This window comes from Azospirillum fermentarium (assembly GCF_025961205.1).
In the GTDB taxonomy this organism is placed as follows: domain Bacteria; phylum Pseudomonadota; class Alphaproteobacteria; order Azospirillales; family Azospirillaceae; genus Azospirillum; species Azospirillum fermentarium.
The window spans coordinates 2,736,411-2,759,208 of sequence record NZ_JAOQNH010000001.1; the positions used below are offsets into that span (position 1 = coordinate 2,736,411).

The following is a 22,798-nucleotide window of genomic DNA, read 5'->3' on the forward strand; positions in this document are numbered from 1 at the left end:
ATGCACGACGCCGCCACCGCCGGGACCATCCCCGCCATCGCCCCCGACAGCGCCGAAGCCGCCCTGCGGGCGCTGCCGGGGGTGCTGGACGCCTGTGTCCTGGCCCGCCGCACGGTGGACGGGGGGGACGCGCTGGTGGGGTACGTCACCATGCGCGACGGCGCGGCCCCGCCGCCCGCCTTCGGCGGCCTGTGGGCGGTGGTGCGGGTGAACCGGATGCCGCGCGGAACCGGTGGGATCATCGACCGCACCGCATTGGAACGGGTGCCGGTGTGGGATGACGGGCTGTCCGCCGCGTGGCGGGACCGGCTGGCCGCATCCCCCGGCCTCACCGGCGCCGTCGTGACGGTGCAGCCGGCGGACCTGAGCCGCCCCCGCCTGCATCTGGCCGACCTGCTGCCGGACCACGGCGCGGCGGCGGAGATGGAGGACGGCGGCGCTGCCGCCCCTCCCGCCCACGGCCAGCGCGCCGTCATCGGCCAGCCGCTGTCGGACCGCCTGGCGCTCGCCCGCGGGGCCGATCTGGTGCCCGACCCGGCCTTTCCCTGGACCTTTGCGGCAGCACTCGACCGGGCGGCGGCCACGCCCGGCGCGCACATCGTCCATGTGGCCGATGATTTCGGCGAAACCACCGAAACCTATGCCGCCCTGCGCGGCCGCGCCCGCCGCACCCTGGGCGGGCTGCGGCGGCTGGGGCTGGAGCGGGGAGCACGGGTCATCATCGACGCCTCCGACAGCAAAACCCTGCTGGGCGCCTTCTGGGGAGCGGTGCTGGGGGGCATGGTGCCGGTGCCCATGCTGCTGCACACCGCCGCCGGGACGGGGGTGGAGCGGCTGCGGCTGGTGTGGGATTTTCTGGGCAAGCCCCCGGTGGTGGCCGGGGCCGCGGCCATCGCCGCCCTGGCCCCGCGGCTGGCGGAACACGGGCTGCCGGCGCTGACCCTGACCGACGGGCGGGATCTGGAAAGCGCCCCGGCGGACGAGCCCGCCCCCGCCACCGACCCGGACGAGCCGGCGCTGATCCTGCTGACCTCGGGCAGCACGGGCGTGCCCAAGGGGGTGGTCGGTTCCCACCGCAGCCTGCTCAGCATGGTGGCGGCCATGGCGCAGTTGGAAGGGTTCGGGGCGGCGGACGCCACGCTGAACTGGATGCCGCTGGACCATGTGGGGGCGATTGCCTTCTTCAGCCTGCTGCCCACGGCGCTGGGGGCCAGCCAGGTGCATGTGCGCACCGACCCCGTGCTGCGCGAACCGCTGCGTTGGCTGGACCTGATGGACCGCCACCGGGCGTCCATCGGCTGGGCGCCCAACTTCGCCTATGCCCTGATCGCACAGGCCGTGGCGGCGGCGGCGGACCGCACGTGGGATCTGTCGTCCATGCGTTTTCTGGTCAACGCGGGCGAGGCGGTGTCCAACGGCACCATGGCGGAATTCTTCGGGCGGCTGAACCGGCACGGGCTGCGCCCCGGCGCCATCCGCCCCAGCTTCGGCATGACCGAAACCGCGTCGGCCATCACCACCGCCCCGTGGTTCGCCCGCGAAACCGCCGTTCCCTTCATGGATCTGGGGCCGCCGGTGCCCACCGCCGCCGTGCGCATCGTGTCCGAAGACGGCACCCTGCTGCGGGAGGGGGAGATCGGGCAGCTTGAGCTGTCCGGCCCGCAGATCTTCCGCGGCTATCACACCCGCCCCGACCTGACGGCGGAGGCGTTCCGCGACGGCTGGTTCCGCTCGGGCGATCTGGCCTATCTGGCCGATGGGCGGCTGTTCATCACCGGGCGCGACAAGGACGTCATCATCGTCAACGGCGCCAACATCTACAGCCACGAGATCGAAACGGCGCTGGCCCCCGTGCCCGGCCTGGACCGCACCTGCACCGCGGCGGTGGGGGTGCGCCCGCCCGGTGCCGGCACCGACCGGGTGGCGGTGTTCTTTCACGCACCGGCCCACGGTCACGACGGCCGGGCGGTGGCCGGCATCGTGCGGGCCATCCGGCGGCGGCTGTCGGCGGAACTGGGGGTCGCCGCCGATCTGGTGATTCCCATCGAACCGGAGCGGGTGCCGCGCACCTCCATCGGCAAGATCCGCCGCCCGCAGTTGAAGACGTGGTTCGAAAACGGTGATTTCGACGAGGCGGTGCGGCGGATCGAGCGGCTGACCGCCGGCCCCGCCACCCTGCCCGACTGGTTCTTCGAAAAAACCTGGACGCCCCTGCCCCCCGCCGTCGCCGCCACCGGGCCGCGGGGCGGCGTGCTGGCCTTCACCCATGGCGGCCCGCTGGCGGCGGCGCTGCGGGATACGGCCCCCGGTGACGCCTGGACCGACGTGACGGCGGACGACGGCGGCCCCTTCGATGGCCTGCTGGCCGGGGCCGCGGCCCGGCGCATCCTCTATCTGTGGACCCATGGCCGCGGCGAAGGCGGCGTCACGCCGCTGCTGCGGCTGGGGCAGGCGCTGCAGCGCCTGCCCGACGCCGCCCGCCCGGACGAGCTGACCGTGGTGGTTTCCAGCGGCCAGCCTGTCCGCCCCGGCGATGCGCTGGCCGGGGAACGGGCCGCCCTGCCCGGCCTGCTGGCGGCGCTGGCGGCGGAGGTGCCGGGGCTGGCCTGCCGCCTGATCGACCTGCCGGACGGCGGCGATCCCGCACCGCTGCTGGACGAATGGGCCGCGGCCCCGTCGGAACCGGAGATTGCGTTGCGCGACGGGCAGCGGCTGGCCGCCCGCTTCGTGCCGGTGGACACCCGCGGGTGCGCCCGCCCCCTGCCCCCCGGCGGGGTGGTGCTGGTGACCGGCGGGCTGGGCGGCGTCGGGCGGCTGGTGGCGCCGCACCTGCTGACCCGCCACAAGGCGCGGCTGCTGCTGGTGGGCCGCACCGCCGAAACGGATCTGGACGGGGAGCGGGCCGCCGCCCTGGCCGCCCTGCGCGCCCAGGGGGATGTGCTCTACGCCGCCGCCGACGTGACGGCCCCCGCCGCCCTGCGCGCCGCCGCCGAGGCCGCCCGCACCCGCTGGGGCCAGCCGCTGGCCGGCATCGTCCATCTGGCGGGCGAGGGCAGCCCCCGGCCCCTGGCCGATGAGACGGCGGAGCGGCTGTCCGCCGCCGTCGCCGCCCGCACCGCCGCCCTGCCCGCCCTGCTGGATCTGATCGCGGGGCGGGCGGATGCGTTCCTGCTGGTGGGCGCCAGCGTGGCCGGGGCGCTGGGCGGGGCGGCCATGGCCCCCTATGCCGCCGCCAACGCCGCCCTGGCGGCGCAGACCGCCGCCCGCATCGCCGCGGGCGACCGGCGGCTGCGGTTCACCGCCTTTTCCTCCTGGCGCGACACCGGCATGAGCCGCGGGATCACGGCGCCCGAACGGGTGCGCGCCGCCGGGCTGCACGTCATCGGCCCCGCCGCCGGGCTGGCCAGCCTGGACGCGGCGCTGGGGCTGCCGGGCCGTTATCTGCTGATCGGCATGGACGGCGATCACCCGCGCCACGCCCCCCGCGTGCCCGGCCCGGTGCAGGCGCTGGACACCCCCGCCGCCACGGTGACCGGGCCGGCGGCCCTGGACGGCACCGCGGTGCTGGAGGACCGTTTCGGCACCGCCGTCACCGCCCCGGTGACGGCGGCGGAGAGCCTGACCCGCCGGGACGACGCCGCGGAGCCGCCGGACGGCCCCGCCGAACGCCGCCTTGCCCGCATCTGGGAGGCGGTGCTGGGCACGGCGGTGGAGGGGCGGCACGACGATTTCTTCGCCCTGGGCGGCAATTCCCTGCGGGCGGCACAGGTGGCGGCGCGGGTGCGCGACACCTTCCGCATCGACCTGCCGGTGATGGCGGTGCTGACCGGCCCCACCGTCGCCCGTCTGGCCGAGGCGCTGCGGGCATTGGAGCCCAAGCCCGGCTTCGCCGACACCCTGGCCCGCCGGCTGGAGGAGATCGAACGGATGACGCCGGAACAGCGCGCGGCCCTGCGCACGGGGAAACCATCATGACCGGCCCCGGCATGAACAACGACCTGCTGGCCCTGCTGCTGGCGGAGGACGGCTTCGCCCTGCCCGGCGACGGCCCGGCCCCCATCCCCCGCCTGCCCGACGGCGCCGTGGTGCCGGCGGCCCCGGCGCAGGAACGGCTGTGGGTGCTGGACCGGGTGGAGGGGCCGTCGGCGGCCTACAACCTTGCCATGACCCTGCGGTTCGGCGGGGCGGTGGACCGGGGGGCGCTGCAAACCGCGCTGGATGCCCTGAGCGAACGGCACGAACCGCTGCGCACCGATCTGGCCGAACACGACGGGCGCCCGGTCCAGCGCATCCACCCGCCGGCCCCGGTGCCGCTGCCGGTGGAGGCGGTCACGGCGGACGCGCTGGACGGGGCGATCCTGCGCACGGCGCTGGTGCCATTCGACCTGGGCCGCGGGCCGCTGTTCCGCGCCCGCTGGTTCGACGTGGCCGGGGGGCCGGGCGTGCTGCTGCTGGCGTTCCACCACGCGGTGGTGGACGGGTGGTCGGTGGCGGTGATGATCCGCGACCTGACCCGGCTCTACGCCGCCGCCCTGACCGGCGGTGATGCCGGCCTGCCGCCGCTGCCCATCCGCTACCGCGATTACGCCGCGTGGTGCGCCGATCCCGCCCGCGGGGCCGAGCGGGAAGCGGCGCGCGCCTATTGGCGCCGGCGGCTCGACGCCCTGCCCGCCGCCCTGGATTTGCCCAGGGCCGGCACCCCCGACGGGTGCTGCGGCCTTGTCCCGCTGCGCCTGGACGCCGGGCTGACGGCGCGGCTGGAACGGTTCGGGCAGGAGCGGGGGGCGACGCTCTATATGGTGCTGCTGGCGGGCTATGCCGCCCTGCTGGCGCGTTTCACCGGGGCGCGCGACCTGCCCATCGGCACCCCCGTCGCCAACCGCACCCGCACCGAGACCGAGGGGCTGGTGGGCTTTCTGGTGGACACGCTGGTGGTGCGCGCCGACGTGAGCGGCGAGCCGGACTTCGCCACCCTGACCGAGCGGGTGCGCGACGCCTGCCTTGAGGATTTCCGTCACCAGGATCTGCCCTTCGGCGAGCTGGTGGCCCTGCTGAAACCGGAACGGCGGGCGGGGAGCACGCCGCTGTTCCAGGCCATGTTCAACCTGCTGACCCTGCCGGCGTGGGAGGAGCGTATCGGGTCCGTCCATGTGGTGGGGGAAGCGGTGGCGCTGCCCGCGGCCCGCTTCGATCTGGCGCTGGAGCTTCAGGCGGACGGCGGGGCGGTGTCGGGGCGGCTGGAATACCGCGCCGGGCTGATCGACGGCGCTGTGGCGCAGGCCATGGCCGCGGCCTATGGCACACTGCTGGCCGCCGCCCTGGACGATCCCCGGCGGCCCATCGACACCCTGCCCCTGATGGACCGGGCGGCAGCCGCCGCCTGGGTGGCGCGCACCAACGGCCCGGAAACTCCGGCCCCGGCGGAGACGCTGCACGGCCTGTTCGCCCAACGCGCTACGGAAAACCCGGCGGCGGTGGCGCTGATCGACGGCGGGACGGCGGTCACCTATGCCACGCTCGACCGGCAATCCGCCGCCCTGGCCGCGCGGCTACGGGCGTTGGGGGTGGGGAACGAGGTGCCGGTGGGCGTGTGCCTGGAACGCTCCGCCGCTCTGGCGGTGGCGTTCCTGGGCGTGCTGCGGGCCGGGGGGGCGGTGCTGCCGCTCGACCCCGGCTATCCGCCCGAGCGGCTGGCCTTCATGGTGGCCGACAGCGGCGCCCCGGTGCTGATCGCCCGCAGCACCCCGCGCTGGCTGCCGGAAAACGGCCCGGTGCTGGTGGACGCGGACGAAGACAGCCCCCTTCTCCCCCCCGGGGAGAGGGCCGGGGTGAGAACCGATTTTCGCGCGGAACGCCCGAAAAGCGAGCCGTCAGGCTCTCGGAACCTTGACTTGGGTGTTGCTTCGCAACGGATTTCGGGCCATTCGGCGCGAAATCCGGCCCTCACCCAACCCTCTCCCTGGCCCTCTCCCCGGGGGGGAGAGGGCCAGGATGGTGCGGGGCCGGATGGCCTCGCCTATCTCATCTACACCTCCGGCTCCACCGGGCGGCCCAAGGGGGTGATGGGGCTGCACCGGGGGGCGGTCAACCGCATCCGCTGGATGGAGCAGGCGTTCCCCTTCGCCCCCGGCGAGGTGACGTGCCAGAAGACCACCATCACCTTCGTCGATTTCATCTGGGAATTCTTCGGGCCGCTGCTGGCCGGGGTGCCGTCGGTGATCGTGCCGCCCGAAGCATCGGGCGACCCGCTGCGGCTGGCCGAGACGCTGGAACGGGGGGGCGTGACCCGGCTGGTGCTGGTGCCGTCGCTGCTGCGCGCCCTGCTGGACGGACTGCCCGATCCCGCATCCACCCTGCGCGCCCTGCGCCTGTGCGTAACCAGCGGGGAGGCGATTTCCGCCGACCTCGCCGCCCGCTTCGCAACATCACTGCCCCAGTGCCGCCTGCTGAACCTCTACGGCTCGTCGGAGGTGTCGGCGGATGCCACATGGCATGTGGTGGAGCCGGGGGTGCGGGGGCTGGTGCCCATCGGGCGCCCGATCCCCGGCAACCGCGTGCTGCTGCTGGACCGCGGCAACAACCCGGTGCCTCCGGGGGCGCCGGGGGAAATCGCCATCGGCGGCGTCGGGCTGGCCCGCGGCTATGCCGGGCAGCCGGCCCTGACGGCGGAGCGGTTCACCGACGACCCCACCGGGCTGGCCGGCGGGCGGCTGTTCCGCACCGGCGATCTGGGCCGCTGGCGGGCCGACGGCGTGCTGGACTATCTGGGCCGGCTGGACCGGCAGGTGAAGATCCGCGGCGTGCGCGTGGAACCGGGGGAGGTGCAGGCGGTGCTGTCCGGCCACGCGGCGGTGCGCGAGGCCGCGGTGGTGGCCCGCCCGCTGCCGTCCGGCGAAACCGGGCTGGTGGCGTACGTGGTGTGGCGCGGGGAGCCGGCCTTGGCGGACCTTCGCCCGTTCCTGCGCGCCCGGCTGCCGGCGGCCCTGGTGCCGGCGGCGTTCGTGACGCTGGAGCGGCTGCCCCTCAATCCCAACGGCAAGACCGATCTGGCCGCCCTGCCCGATCCCGCCACGGCGGACGAGGGCGCGGACGAGGGCGCGGAGGACGGCACCCCCGCCCGCCCCCTGGCCCCCGACGAGGCGCTGGTGGCCGCGGTATGGGCGGAGGTGCTGGGCATTACCGTCACCGGCGGCGGTTGCGATTTCTTCGACCACGGCGGCGATTCCCTGCTGGCCGTGCGGGCGATGACGCGGGTGAACGCCGCCTTCGGCACCGCTTTGCCCGTCGCCGCCCTGTTCGACGCCCCGACCCCGCGGGCGCTGGCCGAACGGCTGCGCGCCGCCGGGGATGGCGCCGGCCTGCCGCCGGTGCCCACCGGGCCGCGGCCCGCGCGCATCCCGATGTCGTTCAACCAGATGCCGCTGTGGCTGGCGGAGCGGGCGCAAGGTGCTGCCGCCTACAACGTCCCCACCGCCTACCGCCTGGACGGCCCGGTGGACGAGGGGGCGCTGGAACGGGCGCTGGCCGGCCTGTACGACCGGCACGAGGGCTTGCGCACCCGCCTGACCGCCCACGGCGACGAGCCGGTGCAGGAGATCCTGCCCCCCGGCGGTTTCCAGCTGGAACGCCGCAGCGCCGTGGGGCTGGCCGATGATGCGCTCGACGCCCTGCTGACGGCGGAGGCGGCGCACCCCTTCGCCCTGGATACCGAGGCGCCGTTCCGCGCCACCCTGTTCACCCTGGGGCCGGATGCGCGCCTGCTGCTGCTGGTGATCCATCACACCGCCTGCGACGGGACCACCGGCACTCTGCTGGTGCGGGAGTTGGAGGCGGGATACCGCGGCACCGCCCTGCGCCCGCCCGCGGTGCAGCCCGCCGACATTGCGCTGTGGCAGCGGATGTGCGTGGAAAACGGCATCTTCGACGCGGCGCTGGAGGGCTGGCGGGCCGATCTGGCCGGGGCGCCGATGCATCTCAACCTGCCCCGCCCTGCCGGTGCGGCAGACGGGGAAACCGCGGCCAGCCGCGCCGGGCGGGTGCCGGTCGCCCTGCCCCCCGATGATCTCGCCCGGCTGGACGCCCTTGCGCGCGAGGGCCGGGCCACCCTGCCCATGGCGCTGATGGCGGCGTGGGCGCTGCTGCTGTCGCGTGCCACGGGTCAGGACGACCTGCTGATCGGCATCCCCGCGGCGGCCCGCGTGCGGCGGGAGATGGAGGAAACCGCCGGTTTCCTGGTCAACACCCTGCCCCTGCGCGTCACGCTGGATGGCGATCCCGATTTCATCGCCGTGGTGACCCGCGTGCGCCAGCGGCTGCTGACGGCGCTGGAGCGGCAGCACGTGCCGCTGCCGCTGGTGGCCGACGCGGTGGCGGCACCGCGGCTGCCGGGCCGCCCGCCGCTGGTGCAGGCGCTGTTCGTGCAGCAGGACGCCCGCGCGTGGTCGCTGTCCCTGCCCGGCATCACCGCCGCGGCCCTGCCGGTGCCCACCCCGGTGGCCCGTTTCGACCTGACCCTGCTGGTGGTGGAGCGCGACGGCGGTCTGTCCGGCGAGTTGGAATACGACACCGCCGTGGTGGACGACGCCACGGCCCGGCGCATGGCCGAACGCTTCACCGCCATCCTGGCGGCGGTGGCGGCGGCCCCCCACCGGCCCCTGTCGGCCCTGGACCTGCTGGGGGACGGTGACCGCCGGCTCAACGCCGCGCTCAACGCCGGAACCGGCGGCGGCCCCCGCCCGCCGGCGGACCGGCTGGACGCCCTGGTCAGCCATCAGGCCGCGGTGCGGGCGGACGCGCCGGCCCTGTGGTGGCCGGACGGCACGCTGAGCTATGGCGCGCTCGACCGCCGCTCCGGCCGCTTCGCCCACCGGCTGAGCGCGTTGGGCGTCGGCCCTGGTGACCGCGTCGGGCTGGTGGCCGAACGCGGCCCCGGCCTGTTCGTCGCCCTGGTGGGCATTCTGAAGGCGGGGGCGGCCTATGTCCCCGTCGATCCCGCCTACCCGGCGGAGCGCATCGCCGCGATGCTGACGGACGCCGAGGTGACGGCGGTGGTGGCCGAAACCGCCCCGCCCGCCCCGGCCGTGCCCTGCCTGTTCCCCGATGAGGACGAGGACGGATCGACACTCCCCGCCGATCCCCCTCTCTCCCCGGGGGGGAGAGGGCCTGTGGACGAGGACGATGCCGTCGCCTGCCTGATCTTCACCTCCGGCTCCACCGGGCGGCCCAAGGGGGTGATGGTCCGCCACGGCGCCCTGTGCCGTCTGGCCGCCGCCTTGGTGGACCGCTACGCCATCGGGCCGGACAGCCGCATCCAGCAGCTTGTGGCGCTGGGGTTCGACGTGGCGGCGTCCGACATCGCCATGGCCTTCACCGCCGGGGCGGCGCTGTGCCTGGCCCCGCGCGACGGGCTGCTGCCGGGGCGCACGCTCACCCAGACGCTGGCCGCGTCCGCCGCCACCCATGTGCAGATCCCCGCCGCCCTGCTGGCCGCCACGCCGGTGGCGCCGCTGCCGGCCCTGCGGGTGCTGGCGGTGGGCGGGGAAAGCTGCCCGGCGGACGCCGCGGCGCGCTGGGCCGCCGGGCGCCGGCTGTTCTTCGCCTACGGCCCCACGGAAACCACGGTGACGGCGACGGTGGCGGAGTATGCCCCCGGCCTGTCCCCCGCCTGCATCGGGCGCCCGGTGGCCGGCGCGCTGGCCTTTGTCCACGGCCCCCACGGCCAGCCGGTTCCGCCGGGCACGGCGGGGGAACTGTGCATCGGCGGGGACGGTGTGACCGCCGGCTATTACGGCCAGCCGGAGATGACCGCAGCGCGCTTCATCGCCGATCCGGCCACCGGCGGCACGCTCTACCGCACCGGCGACCGGGTGCGGCTGGGGGACGACGGGAACCTGCTGTTCCTGGGCCGGCTGGACCGGCAGGTGAAGCTGCACGGCTTCCGCATCGAACCCGGCGAGATCGAATCCGCCCTGGCCGCCCAGCCCGGCGTCGCCCGCGCGCTGGTGGCGGTGCGCCCCGGTACGGGCGATGGCGACCGCGGCCTTGCCGCCTTCCTGCTGCCCGCCGCCGGTGCCCGGCTGGATGGGGAGGCGGTGCGGCGGGCCGTGCGCGCGGTGCTGCCGCCGCACATGGTGCCCAGCGCCGTCACCGTGATCGCCACGGTGCCGCTGACCCTGCACGGCAAGGTGGATTGGGACGCGCTGTTCGCCCTGCCGCCCACCCCTGCTGCGCCAACCGCCCCCTCCGCCGCCACCCTGTCGGCGGTGCAGGAGCGGGTGGCCGCCATCTGGCGCGCGGTGCTGGGCTGCGATACCATTGGGCTGGACGAGAATTTCTTCGACGCCGGGGGCCATTCCCTGCGGCTGGTGCGGGTCCACGCCCGGCTGGAAGAAGAGTTCGCCCGCACCCTGCCCATCAGCGACCTGTTCCGCCTGCCCACCATCCGCAGCCTTGCCGCCCATCTGGCCGGGGCCGTGGATGAGGCCCGCCCCGCCGCGGCGGACGGCGGCCCCCTTGGCGGGCCGGTGGCGGTGATCGGCATGGCCTGCCGCTACCCCGGCGCGCCCGACGTGGACTCTTTCTGGCGCCTGCTGGTGGAGGGGCGGGAGGGCATCGCCCGCCTGGACGCCGCCGCCCTGGCCGCCGAGGGGCTGGACCCGGCGCTGCTGGACCAGCCCGGCCATGTCCCCGCCCGCGGGGTGGTGGATGGCGCGGACCTGTTCGACGCCGCCTTCTTCGGCTTCAGCCCCCGCGACGCGGTGGTGATGGACCCGCAGCACCGGGTGCTGCTGGAATGCGCGTGGCACGCGCTGGAGGATGCCGGCTACGACCCCGCCCGCACGGGCGGGCCGGTGGGGGTGTTCGCCGGAGCCGGCCTCAACACCTATTTCCACGGGGTGCTGCACGCCGACGGCCCGGCGCCCGAGGGGGCCGCCGCCTATCACGAGCTGACCGGCAACGACAAGGACTTCATCGCCACCCAGATCGCCTACCGCCTGGACCTGCGCGGGCCGGCGGTGGCGGTGCAGTCGGCGTGCTCCACCTCGCTGGTCGCCGTGGATCTGGCGTGTCAGGCGCTGCGGGCCGGGCGCTGCCGCATGGCGCTGGCCGGCGGGGTGTCGATCCGCTTCCCCCAGGCCACGGGCTATCGCTACGAGCCGGGGATGATCCTGTCGCCCGACGGCCATTGCCGCCCCTTTGCCGACGATGCCGCCGGCACGGTGCCGGGCGGCGGGGCCGGGCTGGTGCTGCTGAAGCCGCTGGCGCTGGCCCAGGCCGACGGCGACCGCATCCTGGCCGTCATCCGCGGCACCGCGGTCACCAACGACGGGGCGGCCAAGGTGGGCTACACCGCCCCCGGCGCCGACGGCCAGACCGCAGCCATCGCCGCGGCCATCGCCGATTCCGGCCTCGACCCCGCCACCATCGATTATGTGGAAACCCACGGCACCGGCACCGCGCTGGGCGACCCGGTGGAGGTGGCGGCGCTGGCCCGCGTGTTCGGCGGGCGGGACCGTCCGCTGCTGCTGGGGGCGGTCAAGAGCAACATCGGCCACGCCGACGCCGCCGCCGGGGTGGCGGGCCTGATCAAGACGGTGCTGGCGCTGCACCACGGCACCGTGCCGCCCACGCTGCACGCCCGCACCCTCAACCCGCGCATCGACTTTGCCGCCGGCCCCTTCGCCGTGGCGGCGGCGGCTCAACCCTGGCCCGCGAACGGCGGCCCGCGGCGGGCGGGGGTCAGCGCCTTCGGCATCGGCGGGACCAACGCCCATGTGGTGCTGGAACAGGCACCCACCTCCGCGCCCGCCGAACCGCCCGCGGACGGCCCCCGCCTGCTGCTGCTGTCGGCCCGCAGCGACGACGCGCTGGAGCAGGCGGCGGCGGCCCTGGCGGCCCATCTGGCGGCCAACCCCGCCCTGCCCCTGGCCGACGTGGCGCACACGCTGGCCGCCGGGCGGGCGGTGTTCGACCACCGGGCCGCGGCGGTGGTGCGGGACGTGCCCGATGCGGTGCGCGCCCTGTCCACGCCCGCGCTGATCCGCGCCACGGCCCCGGCGCAGCCCCCCGCGGTGGCCCTGCTGTTCCCCGGCCAGGGCAGTCAGTCCCCGCGGATGGGGGAAGCGCTGTACCGCACCAGCCCCGCCTACCGCGCCGCCCTGGACCGCTGTGCCGCGGTTCTGGAGCCGCACATCGGCGCCGACCTGCGCGCCCTGCTCTACGGCCCCGAGGACCGGGCCGCCGATGCCGCCGCCCTCCGCCGCACGTCCCTGACCCAACCGGCGCTGTTCAGCGTCGGCTACGCCGCCGCCCATCACTGGCAGGCGCTGGGGGTGGAGCCGGCGGCGATGCTGGGCCACAGCGTCGGCGAGTATGTGGCCGCCTGCCTGGCCGGGGTGTTCACGCTGGATGACGCCCTGGCGCTGGTGGCGGAGCGGGGACGGCTGGTGGACGGCCTGCCCGCCGGGGCCATGCTGGCCCTGCCGCTGGCGGAGGACGAGGCGGCGGCATTGGTGCACGGCACCGGCCTGTCCATCGCCGCCGTCAACGGCCCGCGGCAGGTGGTGGTCGCCGGCCCCATCCCGTCGATCACCGAGCTTCAGGGCACGCTGGACGCCCGCGGCGTGCGCTGCTGGCGGCTGGAGACGTCCCACGCCTTCCACTCCGCCATGCTCGACCCGGTGGTGCCGGCGTTCGCCGCACGGGTGGCGGCGCTGACGCTGCGCCCGCCGGAACGGCGCTTCGTGTCGAATGTCACCGGTACCTGGATCACGGTGGAGCAGGCCACCGACCCCGGCTATTGGGCGCGGCACCTGCGCCACGCCGTGCGCTTCGCCGACGGCATCGCCAGCGTGCGCGACGGCGGCGCCGGGCTGCTGCTGGAGGCGGGGCCGGGGCACACGCTGTGCGCTCTCGCCCGCAGCGCCGGGTGGAGCCGGCCCGCCGTCGCCACCCTGGATGCCGACCCGCTGGAGGCGGTGGGGCGGCTGTGGGCCGCGGGCGTGCCGGTGACCCTGCCCGACACCGGCGGGCGCCGGGTGGCGCTGCCCACCTACCCGTTCCAGCGCAAGCGCTTCTGGCCCGAGCGGGCGGCACCGGCCCCGGCCCTGCCGGCCAAGCGGGCCGAGCGGGAGTCCTGGTTCTATCAGCCGGTGTGGCGGCAGGCCCCGGCCCCGGCCACCGCACCGCTCACCGGCCCGTGGCTGGTGCTGGCCGACCAGGGCGGCACCGGCGCCCGGCTGGCCGAGGCGCTGGCCGCCCGCGGTGAGGCCGTGACCGTGGTGCCGGTGGCCGGCGTCACCGATGATGCCCCCCGGCTCGTCCCGCCGCCCGCGCGCATCGTCCATCTGGGGTGCCTGGACGGCGACGACGCGCTGGAGCGGGGCTTCCACAGCCTGACCGCCCTGGCCCGCGCGCTGGGGACCGCGGGGGTGGTGCAGCCCGTGCGCATCGACGTGGTGACCACCGGCACCGCCGACGTGACGGGGGAGGAGGCGCTGAACCCCACCGCCGCCACGGCACTGGGTGCGGTGAAGATCATCCCGCTGGAATACCCCGCCATCCGCTGCCGTGCCATCGACATTCCCCCCGGCCTGGACACCGCCCGGCTGCTGGACGAGCTGACGGTGGAGGATGCCGCTCCCCACACCGCCCTGCGCGGCCGCCACCGCTGGCAGCCGGACATCGTGCCGGCGCCCCTGCCCCCCGCCGGCAACGGGATGGCGCGGCTGCGCCCGCGGGGCGTCTATCTGGTGACCGGCGGTTTCGGCGGCATGGGGGCGGCCATCGCCCGCGATCTGGCGGAAACGCTGCACGCCCGGCTGGTGCTGGTGGGCCGCACGCCGCTGCCGCCGCGGGACGAGGCCGCCGACGATCCCCGCCGCCGCCTGATCGACGCGATCGAGGCGGCGGGGGGCGAGGTTCTGGCCGCCGCCGCCGACGTGGCCGACGAAACCGCCATGGCCGCGGTCATCGCCCAGGCCCGCGCCCGGTTCGGCGCCATCAACGGCGTGATCCACACCGCCGGCCTTGCCGACCGCGGCGGCGTGATCCAGACCCGCACCCGCGCCGACACCGACGCGGTGCTGGCGCCCAAGGTGGCGGGGACGCTGGTGCTCGACCGGCTGCTGGCCGATGGGCCGCCGCTGGATGTCATGCTGCTGTGCTCCACCCTCGGCTCCATCCTCTATGGCGCCAAGTTCGGGCAGGTGGCCTATGCCGGCGGCAACGAGTTCCTCGACCTGTTCGCCGCCGAACGCACCGCCCGCACCGGCCAGTTCACCCAGGCCATCAACTGGGACGACTGGACCGGCGGCGGCATGACCGTGGCCGCCTATGAACGCTGGGGCCACGCCGCCCCGTCCGAGGCGCAAGCGCTGACCCCGGCGGAGGGGGTGGCGGTGTTCCGCCGCGCGCTGGACAGCCCCCACACCCGCCTTGCCGTGTCGATCCGCGACCTTCCGGCGCTGGCCGCCCGCGGGGCCGGGCTGATGGACGATCTGGCCCGCCACACCGCCCCGGCGGCGGAACCGGCGGCGGCTGGCTTGCCCGAGGATGGCGGGGACGGTTCCACGCACGCGCTGCTGGCCGGCTGCTGGCGGTCGCTGCTGGGGGTGGAGCGGGTGGACGGGGCGGCGGATTTCTTCGCGCTCGGCGGCCATTCGCTGCTGGCGATGCAGATGCTGGCCTTCATCCGCGCCACCTTCGGGGTGGAGATCGGGCTTGCCACCCTGTTCGAAGCCCCGGTTCTGGCCGATCTCGCCGCGCGTATCGACGCGCTGCGCACCCCCGCCCTTTCCGTCCCCGCCCTTCCCGTCAACGTCCCGGCAGAGGACGAAGAGGAGTTCATGCTGTGACCCGGATCAAGGATCTTCTGGCCGCTCTCGCCGCCCGCGGCGTCACCGTCACGCGCGAGGGCGACGGGCTGAAGGTGCGTGGCCCCGCGGGCGCCGTCCCGCCGGAGATGCGGGCGGAAATGGCGGCCCGCAAGGCGGAGATCCTGGCCTTCCTCGGCGGCGGCCAGCCGGCCCCGCTGGCGCCCCGGCCCGATCCGTCGGCGCCGGCCCCGCTGGCGTTCAACCAGCGCCGCCTGTGGTTTTTGGACACGCTCGACGGCGGCACCGCCTTCGTCATGGCCGCCGGGTGGGAGATCGACGGGCCGTTCGACGCCGCGGCCCTGGCCCGCGCCCTGACGGCGCTCACCGCCCGGCACACGGTTCTGAACACCGTGATCCGCGAGGAGGACGGCGGCCCGTGCATGGTGCCGTTGTCCCCCGCCCCCTTCGCCCTGGCCGAAGAGGACGCGCCCGGCGCCGACCCCGCCGCCATCGTGGGCGAGGCCGCCCGCCGCCCCTTCCGGCTGGCGGACGAGCCGCCGTTCCGCGCCCGGTTGGTGCGGGTGGGGCCGGACCGGCGGGTGCTGGTGCTGTCCCTGCACCACATCGTGTCCGACCGCTGGTCCATGGGCGTGCTGATGCGCGACCTGTCGGCGCTGTACGGGGAGGCGGTGACGGGGGTTCCCGCCGCCCTGCCGCCCCTGCCCGTGCAATACGCCGACGTCGCCGCGTGGCAGCACGCCACCGCCGACGAAGGGCGCATGGCCGAGCAGGTCGAAGCGTGGTGCCGGCAGTTGGACGGCGCCCCCACCGATCTGGCCCTGCCGCTGGACCGCCCGCGCCCGCCGGTGCGGGGGGATCAGGGCGGGATGGTGCGCTTCACCCTGCCGCCCGCGGTGGCCGAGGCCCTGACCCGTCTGGCGCGCGCCGAGCAGGCGACGCCGTTCATGGCGCTGCTGGCGGTCTATGCCGCCGTGCTGGCGCGGTGGAGCGGCCAGGACGAGGTGACCATCGGCTGCCCCGCCGGGGGCCGCGACCGGGTGGAGACGCAGAACCTCGTCGGTTTCTTCGTCAACAATCTGGTGCTGCGCGCCGACCTCACCGACGATCCCGGCTTTGCCGCCCTGCTGCGCCGGCTGCGCGCGGTGTGCCTGGACGCCTTCAGCCGCCAGGACGTGCCGTTCGACCGGGTGGTGGAGGCGCTGAACCCCGAACGCGCGCTGAACCGCGGCCCGCTGTTCCAGGCCATGTTCGTGCTCCAGACCGCCACGGTGGAACCGCTGGCGTTTGCCGGCGTGCGGGTCCGCCCGGTGGAGAGCGGCGGCGGCGCCTCGGAACTCGACCTCAACCTGTCGCTGGAGGCGGCGGCGGACGGCGGCCTGCTGGGCCATCTGGAATACGACGCCGGCCTGTTCGACGCCGCCACCATGGAACGGCTGGCGGGGGATGTCGTCCGTCTGGCCGCAGCGGCGGTGGAACGGCCCGGCACGCCCATCTCAGCCCTGCCCCTGTTCACCACGGACGAGCGGGACGCGCTGATCGCCGCGGGCGGTCCCCTGTCCGGCCCCCTGTCCGATGAGACCGTGCCGGCACTGATTGCGGGACAGGCTGCGCGCAATCCCGATGCCCCGGCGCTGATCCACGGGGACACCACCGTCACCTATGGCGCCCTGGACGCCGCGGCATCCGCCCTGGCCCGCCGGCTGACGGCGCTGGGGGTGGGGCCGGGCACCCCGGTGGGGGTGGCCACCGGGCGCGGCCCGCATCTGGTGACGGCGCTGCTGGCGGTTTACAAAGCCGGGGGCGCCCATGTGGTGTTCGACCCCGCCCAGCCCGCCGCCCGCACCCACGCCATCATCGCCGACACCGCCATGACCGTGGTGATCGGCCCGGACACGCTGGCCGAACGCCTGCCCGCCGGGCTGACGCTGGTGACGCCGGACAATCCCCCTCTCTCCCCGGCGGGGAGAGGGCCTGTGCTCCCGCTGCCGGGACCGGGAGATCTCGCCTACATCTGCTTCACCTCCGGGTCCACCGGGGCGCCCAAGGGGGTGATGGTGGAGCACGGCGGGCTGGCGAACCACGCGCGCGCCGTCATCGCCGATTACCGGCTGGAGCCGGGGGACCGGGTGCTGCAGTTCGCCGCCCCCGAATTCGACGTGGCGCTGGAAGAGATCCTGCCCACCCTGGTGGCCGGGGCCACGCTGGTGCTGCCCGCGGACGGCATGGCGGCGGACCTGGGTGCCTTCACCGAGGCGCTGGGCGCCCTTGGCATCACCATCGCCAACCTGCCCGCCGCCTTCTGGCACGCCTGGGTGCGGCATCTGGCGGAGACGGCCACCCCCCTGCCCCCCACCCTGCGGCTGGTGGTGACCGGCAGCGACCGGGTGTCGACGGAACGGCTGGCCGAGTGGCGGGCGCTGGCCGGGCCGCGCACCGCGTGGCGCAACGCCTATGGCCCGACCGAGGCCACCATCACCGCCACCCTGTTCGACCCCGCGGTGGACCAGGCGCCCGAGACCGGCACCGTGCCCATCGGGCGGCCCATCGCCGGCACCCGCGTCCATGTGCTGGACAGCGCCGGACAGCCGGTGCCGCCGGGGGTGGTGGGGGAAATCGTCATCGCCGGCCCCGGTGTCGCCCGCGGCTATCTGAACCGGGATGGGGAAACGGCGGCGCGCTTCCGCCCCGATCCCTTCGTGCCCGGCGCCAGCACCTTCTGGACCGGCGACCGCGCCCGGCGGCGGGCCGACGGCACGCTGGAATTCCTGGGCCGCCGCGACGATCAGGTGAAGATCCGCGGCTTCCGCATCGAACCGGGGGAGGTGGCAGCCGCCCTGGCCCGCCACCCGCGGGTAACGGAGGCCGCCGTCCTGCCCCTGCCCGGCCCCGGCGGGGAACCGCGGCTGGTGGCCTTCGCCGAGACCGCCGCGGACGCCGCGGAGTTGCTGGAATGGCTGCGCGGCGCCCTGCCGGCCTATATGGTGCCGGCGGCGGCGGCGCCGCTGCCGTCCCTGCCCAAGACCGCGGGGGGCAAGGTGGACCGCCGCGCCCTGGCGGCGCTGGCCCCCGCCGATGCCCCTGCCCCCACCCCGGCGGCCCCGCGGACGGAGGCCGAACGCACGCTGGCCGGCATCTTCGCCGCCGTGCTGGGGCTGCCCGCGGTCGGCGTGTTCGACAATTTCTTCGACCTCGGCGGCGATTCCATCCGCAGCCTGCAAATCGTGTCGCGGGCGCGCCACGCCGGGTTCGACCTGACGGTGCGCCACCTGTTCCAGCACCAGACCGTCGCCGCCCTGGCCGCGGCCACCGCCGGGGCCGCACCCGCCGCCGCCGTGACGGGGCCGGACCACGGCCCGGTGCCGCCGCTGCCGGTGCAGGCGTGGTTCCACGCCGCCATCACCGACGATCCCCACCATTACAACCAGGGCCTCGTGCTGGCGGTGCCCGCCGCCATCGACGCCGATGCGCTGGAACGGGCACTGGATGCGCTGATCGACCGGCATGGCGCCCTGCGCCTGCGCATAATCGACGGCGTTCAGACCGTCCCGCGCGCCGGGGCCGGGCCGTATGGGGTGCTGCGCCGTCTTGGCCCCGGTGCGGTGACGGCAGAGGAGCGCGCCGCCGCCTTCGCCGCCGCGCAAACCGGCTTCGACCTGTCCCGCGGGCCGCTGCTGCGGGCGGTGCTCGACCCCGCCGCGGGCCGGCTGCTGATGACCGCCCACCATCTGGCGGTGGACGCGGCGTCGTGGCCGGTCCTGCTCGACGGGCTGGCCGTGGCCTATGAACAGGCGGTGCGGGGCGAGGAACCGGCCCTGCCCGCCCCCACCACCCCGTACCGGCTGTGGGCGGAAAAGCTGGCGGACCTCGCCGCCTCCACTGCTCTGACCGCGGAAGCGGCGTGGTGGCGCGACACGCTGGGCGGCCCGGCGGTGCCCCTGCTGCCTGCCGGCACCGATCCCGGCACGGTGGGCGGTGCCGCCCGGCTGGTGCTGGATCTGGACGCAGACCAGACGGGCGCGCTGCTGCGCGGCGTGCCGGCGGCGTTCGGCGTGCGTCCCGACGCGGCCCTGCTGGCGGCGCTGCAGCGGGCGGTGTGGCGGCTGACCGGCGGCACCCGGCTGCGCGTGGATGTGGAGCGGCACGGGCGTGCCGACCTGTTCGAGGGCATCGACCTGTCGCGGACGGTGGGGTGGTTCACCACCGTCCAGCCGCTGCGGCTCGACCACCCCGGCGCCCCCGATCCCCGCGCCGAAGTAGCGGCCAGCGCCGCCGCCCTGCGCGCCGCCCCGCGGGAGGGGATGGGGTACGGGCTGCTGCGCCACCTCAGCCCCGACGCCGGCATCCGCGCCGCCATGGCCGCGCTGCCGGACGCGGAGCTTCTGGTCAATTACCTGGGCGTGATGGACGGCCCGGCGGACGGCGGCACCTTCGTGCCGGTGGACGAGCCGCCGGGGCCGCTGCTCAGCCCCCGTGCCCGCCGCAGCCACGCGGTGGAACTGAACGCCGGGGTATGGCGGGGGTGCCTGCGCCTGGACATCACCTTCCCGCCATGCGCCGAGGCCACGGTGACCGCGCTGGCCGAGGCCACCCGCACGGCGCTGGTGGAACTGGCCGAGGCCGCCGGACGAATGGGGCCGGAACCGCTGCCCCTGACGCCGCTGCAACAGGGGGTGCTGGCCCACAGCCTGCGGGATCCCGACACCTATTTCGACCAGTTGCGGCTGCGGCTGGACGGGCCGCTCGACGCCGGGCGGCTGCGGGCGGCGTGGGATGCGCTGGTGGAACGGCACGAATCCCTGCGCGCCGCCTTCCGCTGGCAGGACGGCGGGCAGCCGGTGCAGGTGTTCGCCCCCCGCACCGCCCTGCCGTGGCGGGAGGAGGATTGGCGCAGCCTGTCCCCCGCCGCACAGGACGCCCGCATGGAACGGCTGCTGGCCGAGGACCGGGCGGCGGGGTTCACGCTGGACCGCCCGCCGCTGATGCGGATGCATCTGGTGCGCACGTCCGACACCACCCACGACCTTCTGTGGAGTTCCCATCATCTGCTGATGGACGGCTGGTCGGTGTCGGTGCTGGCGGGCGAGCTGTTCGCGCTCTACCGCGGCACGCCCCTGCCCCCCGCCCCGCGCTTCGGCGATTATGTCCGCCATCAGGCGAGCCTGGACCGGGCCGCGTCCGATGCCTTCTGGCGGGAGGAGCTGGCGGGGATCGAGGCCGCCACCCCCATCATGCTCCCCGGCCTCGCCCCCGATCCGGCGGACGATCCCGATGGCGGCGGGGCGGAGATCCACGCGCCGCTGAGCACGGACGAGACCGCCGCGCTGACGGCCCTGGCCCAGCGGGGCCGCGTCACGCTGGGCGCCATCGTGCAGGGGGCCTGGGCGCTGCTGCTGCACCACTATACCGGACAGCGCGACGTGGTGTTCGGCGTTACCGTGTCGGGCCGCCCGCCGGATCTGGCGGGGGCGGAAACCATGGTGGGGATGCTCATCAACACCGTGCCCGCCCGCGTGACGGTGGACGGGGACGAACCCGGCCTGCCCTGGCTTCAGCGCCTGTTCGCCCGCCATCTGGAGCGTGACCGCTTCGGCGCCACGCCGCTCGGCGACATCGTGCGCGCCTCGGCCCTGCCGGCGGGCACCGACCTGTTCCACAGCCTGGTGCTGTTCCAGAACTACCCCGCCGCCGGGGAACTGGAAGCGGACGGCCTCCGCCTGACCGGCGTGCGGGCGTACGAGCGCACCAACTTCCCCCTGACCCTGGTGTGCCAGCCCGGCCCGGTGCTGCACCTGGGGCTGCATTACGACCCGCGGCGGTTCGCCGGATCCGCCGTCCGCCGGATGCTGGGGCATCTGCGCACCCTGCTGGCCGGGCTGGCGGCGGCACCCGAAGCACCACTGTCCGCCCACACCCTGCTGGGGCGGGACGAGCGCGCCGTGCTGGTGGCCGCCGGGCGCGGCCCGGTCCTGCCGGTGACCGCCCCCTTCGCCCACGCCCTGCCCGCCGCCTGGGCGGCAACCCAGCCGGACGCCCCGGCGCTGGAGGGGCACGACGGCACCTTGACTTATGCCCAACTGGACGCGGCGACGGCGGCACTGGCCGCCCGGCTGGCGGCGGCGGGTGTTGGGGTGGGCACGCCGGTGGCTGTGTGCCTGCGCCGGTCGGCGGGGCTGGCGGTGGCGTTCCTGGCGGTGTTGCGCGCCGGGGGCATCGCCGTGCCCCTCGATCCCGATTACCCGGCGGAGCGCCTGCGCTTCATGCTGGACGACAGCGGCACGCGGCTGGTGCTGGCCGGCGCCGGCACCGCGGGAGCGGTCGCCGATATCGGCGTATCGGTGATGGACATCGACGTTACAACCGTAATGGACGCCCCCGCCTGGACCCCGCCGGTGCCGGGGCCGGCGGATGTGGCCTATCTGATCTACACCTCCGGGTCCACCGGGCGGCCCAAGGGGGTGGAGAGCACCCACGGCGGCCTGCGCAACCTGATCCAGGCCCAGCGGCACCTGTTCGCGCTCAAGCCCGGCGACCGGGTGCTGCAATTCGCCTCCCCCTCCTTCGACGCGTCGGTGTGGGAAATCGCCATGGCCTTGGGGGCCGGGGGGACGCTGTTGCTGCCGGGGTCGGAGGCCACGCGGCCCGGCCCCGACCTTGCCCGCACGCTGGAGGAGGCCCGCGTGACGGCGGCGACCCTGCCGCCCACCGCCCTGGCGGTGATGCCGGATGCGCCGCTGCCGGCGCTGCGGCTGCTGGTGGTGGCGGGGGAGGCGTGCGCGCCCGATCTGGCGCGGCGCTGGGCCGCCGGGCGGCGGTTCGTCAACGCCTACGGCCCCACGGAATCCTCGGTCTGCGCCACGCTGGACGAGGGCGGCGGCGATGGCCGGCTGCTGCCCATCGGGCGGCCCCTGCCCAACATCGACGTGCATCTGCTGGACGAACGGGGCGTGCCGGTGCCGGTGGGCGTGCCGGGTGAACTGCACATCGGCGGCGCCGGTCTGGCCCGCGGCTACCGCCACCGCCCGGACCTGACGGATGAGCGCTTCATCACCCACCCCGCGTGGGGCCGGCTGTACCGCACCGGCGACATCGGCTACCGGCTGGAGGACGGGCGCATCCAGTTCCTGGGCCGCCGCGACCATCAGGTGAAGCTCCGCGGCCACCGCATCGAACTGGGCGAGGTGGAGGCGGTGCTGGCCGCCCACCCGGCGGTGACCAACGCCGCCGCGGTGGTGCGCGACGGGCGCCTGCTGGCCTATGCCGCCGCCGCGGAAGGCACGGTGGACGAGGCTGCACTGCGCGACCATCTGCGCGCCCGCCTGCCGGCCCACATGATCCCGGCGCGCATCGCCGTGCTGCCGGCCCTGCCGCTGACCCCCAACGGCAAGACCGACCGCGCCGCCCTGCCCGACCCCGACGCCCCCCCGGCGGAACGCGCCGCCCGCGCCCTGCGGGGCGATGCCGAACGCACCCTGGCCGCCATCTGGGCGCAGGTGCTGGGGGTGCCGTCGGTCGGTCCCGACGACGCCTTCTTCGATCTCGGCGGCGATTCCATTCTGGCGATCCAGGTGGTGGCCCGCGCCAATCAGGCCGGGCTGCCCATCACCCTGAACCAGCTTCTGACCGCCGGACAGCAGACGGTGGCGGCCCTCGTCGCCCTGATCGGCGAGGCCGGCGGTATCGCCGCCATCGCCGACGATCCCGACACCGATGCGCCCCAGCCGGTGCCGCCGACGCCGATCCAGCGCTGGTTCTTCGGCCTGGGCGCCCCCGACCCGCACCATTACAACCAGGGCTTCCTGCTCGACGTGCCGGGGGATCTCGACCCCGCCCGGCTGGAGCGGGCGGCGCGGGCGGTGCTGGCCCACCACGACGCCCTGCGCCTGCGCGCGTGCCATACGGCGGACGGCTGGGTGCTGGAGCGGGTGCCGGCGGACCACCTGACCGCCCCCGTTCTGGAGGTA

The 22,798-nt window shown here is 75.5% G+C and carries 3 protein-coding genes (1 of these 3 running past the window's edge); all 3 read left to right on the forward strand.

What is annotated here, in order from left to right; genetic code table 11:
• Tightly spaced (each overlapping or abutting the next), the 3 genes in view from M2352_RS12880 to M2352_RS12890 form a layout consistent with a single transcriptional unit that may run on beyond the window.
• The gene (locus M2352_RS12880) at positions 1–3,975 is read left to right on the forward strand and encodes an SDR family NAD(P)-dependent oxidoreductase (protein WP_264664880.1); all 3,975 of its coding nucleotides are present in this window, start codon (positions 1–3) and stop codon (positions 3,973–3,975) included.
• Entirely contained in the window at positions 3,972–14,855 is a 10,884-nt protein-coding gene (locus M2352_RS12885) for a non-ribosomal peptide synthetase/type I polyketide synthase (RefSeq protein ID WP_264664881.1), read from the forward strand. Before M2352_RS12880 ends, M2352_RS12885 begins: the two co-directional genes overlap by 4 nt.
• Positions 14,852–22,798 carry the 5' portion of a non-ribosomal peptide synthetase gene (locus M2352_RS12890; protein WP_264664882.1) on the forward strand. Its footprint extends 2,331 nt past the window's final position, so the window shows 7,947 of its 10,278 coding nt (coding positions 1–7,947); it begins with the start codon at positions 14,852–14,854; its stop codon lies off the right edge, out of view. Before M2352_RS12885 ends, M2352_RS12890 begins: the two co-directional genes overlap by 4 nt.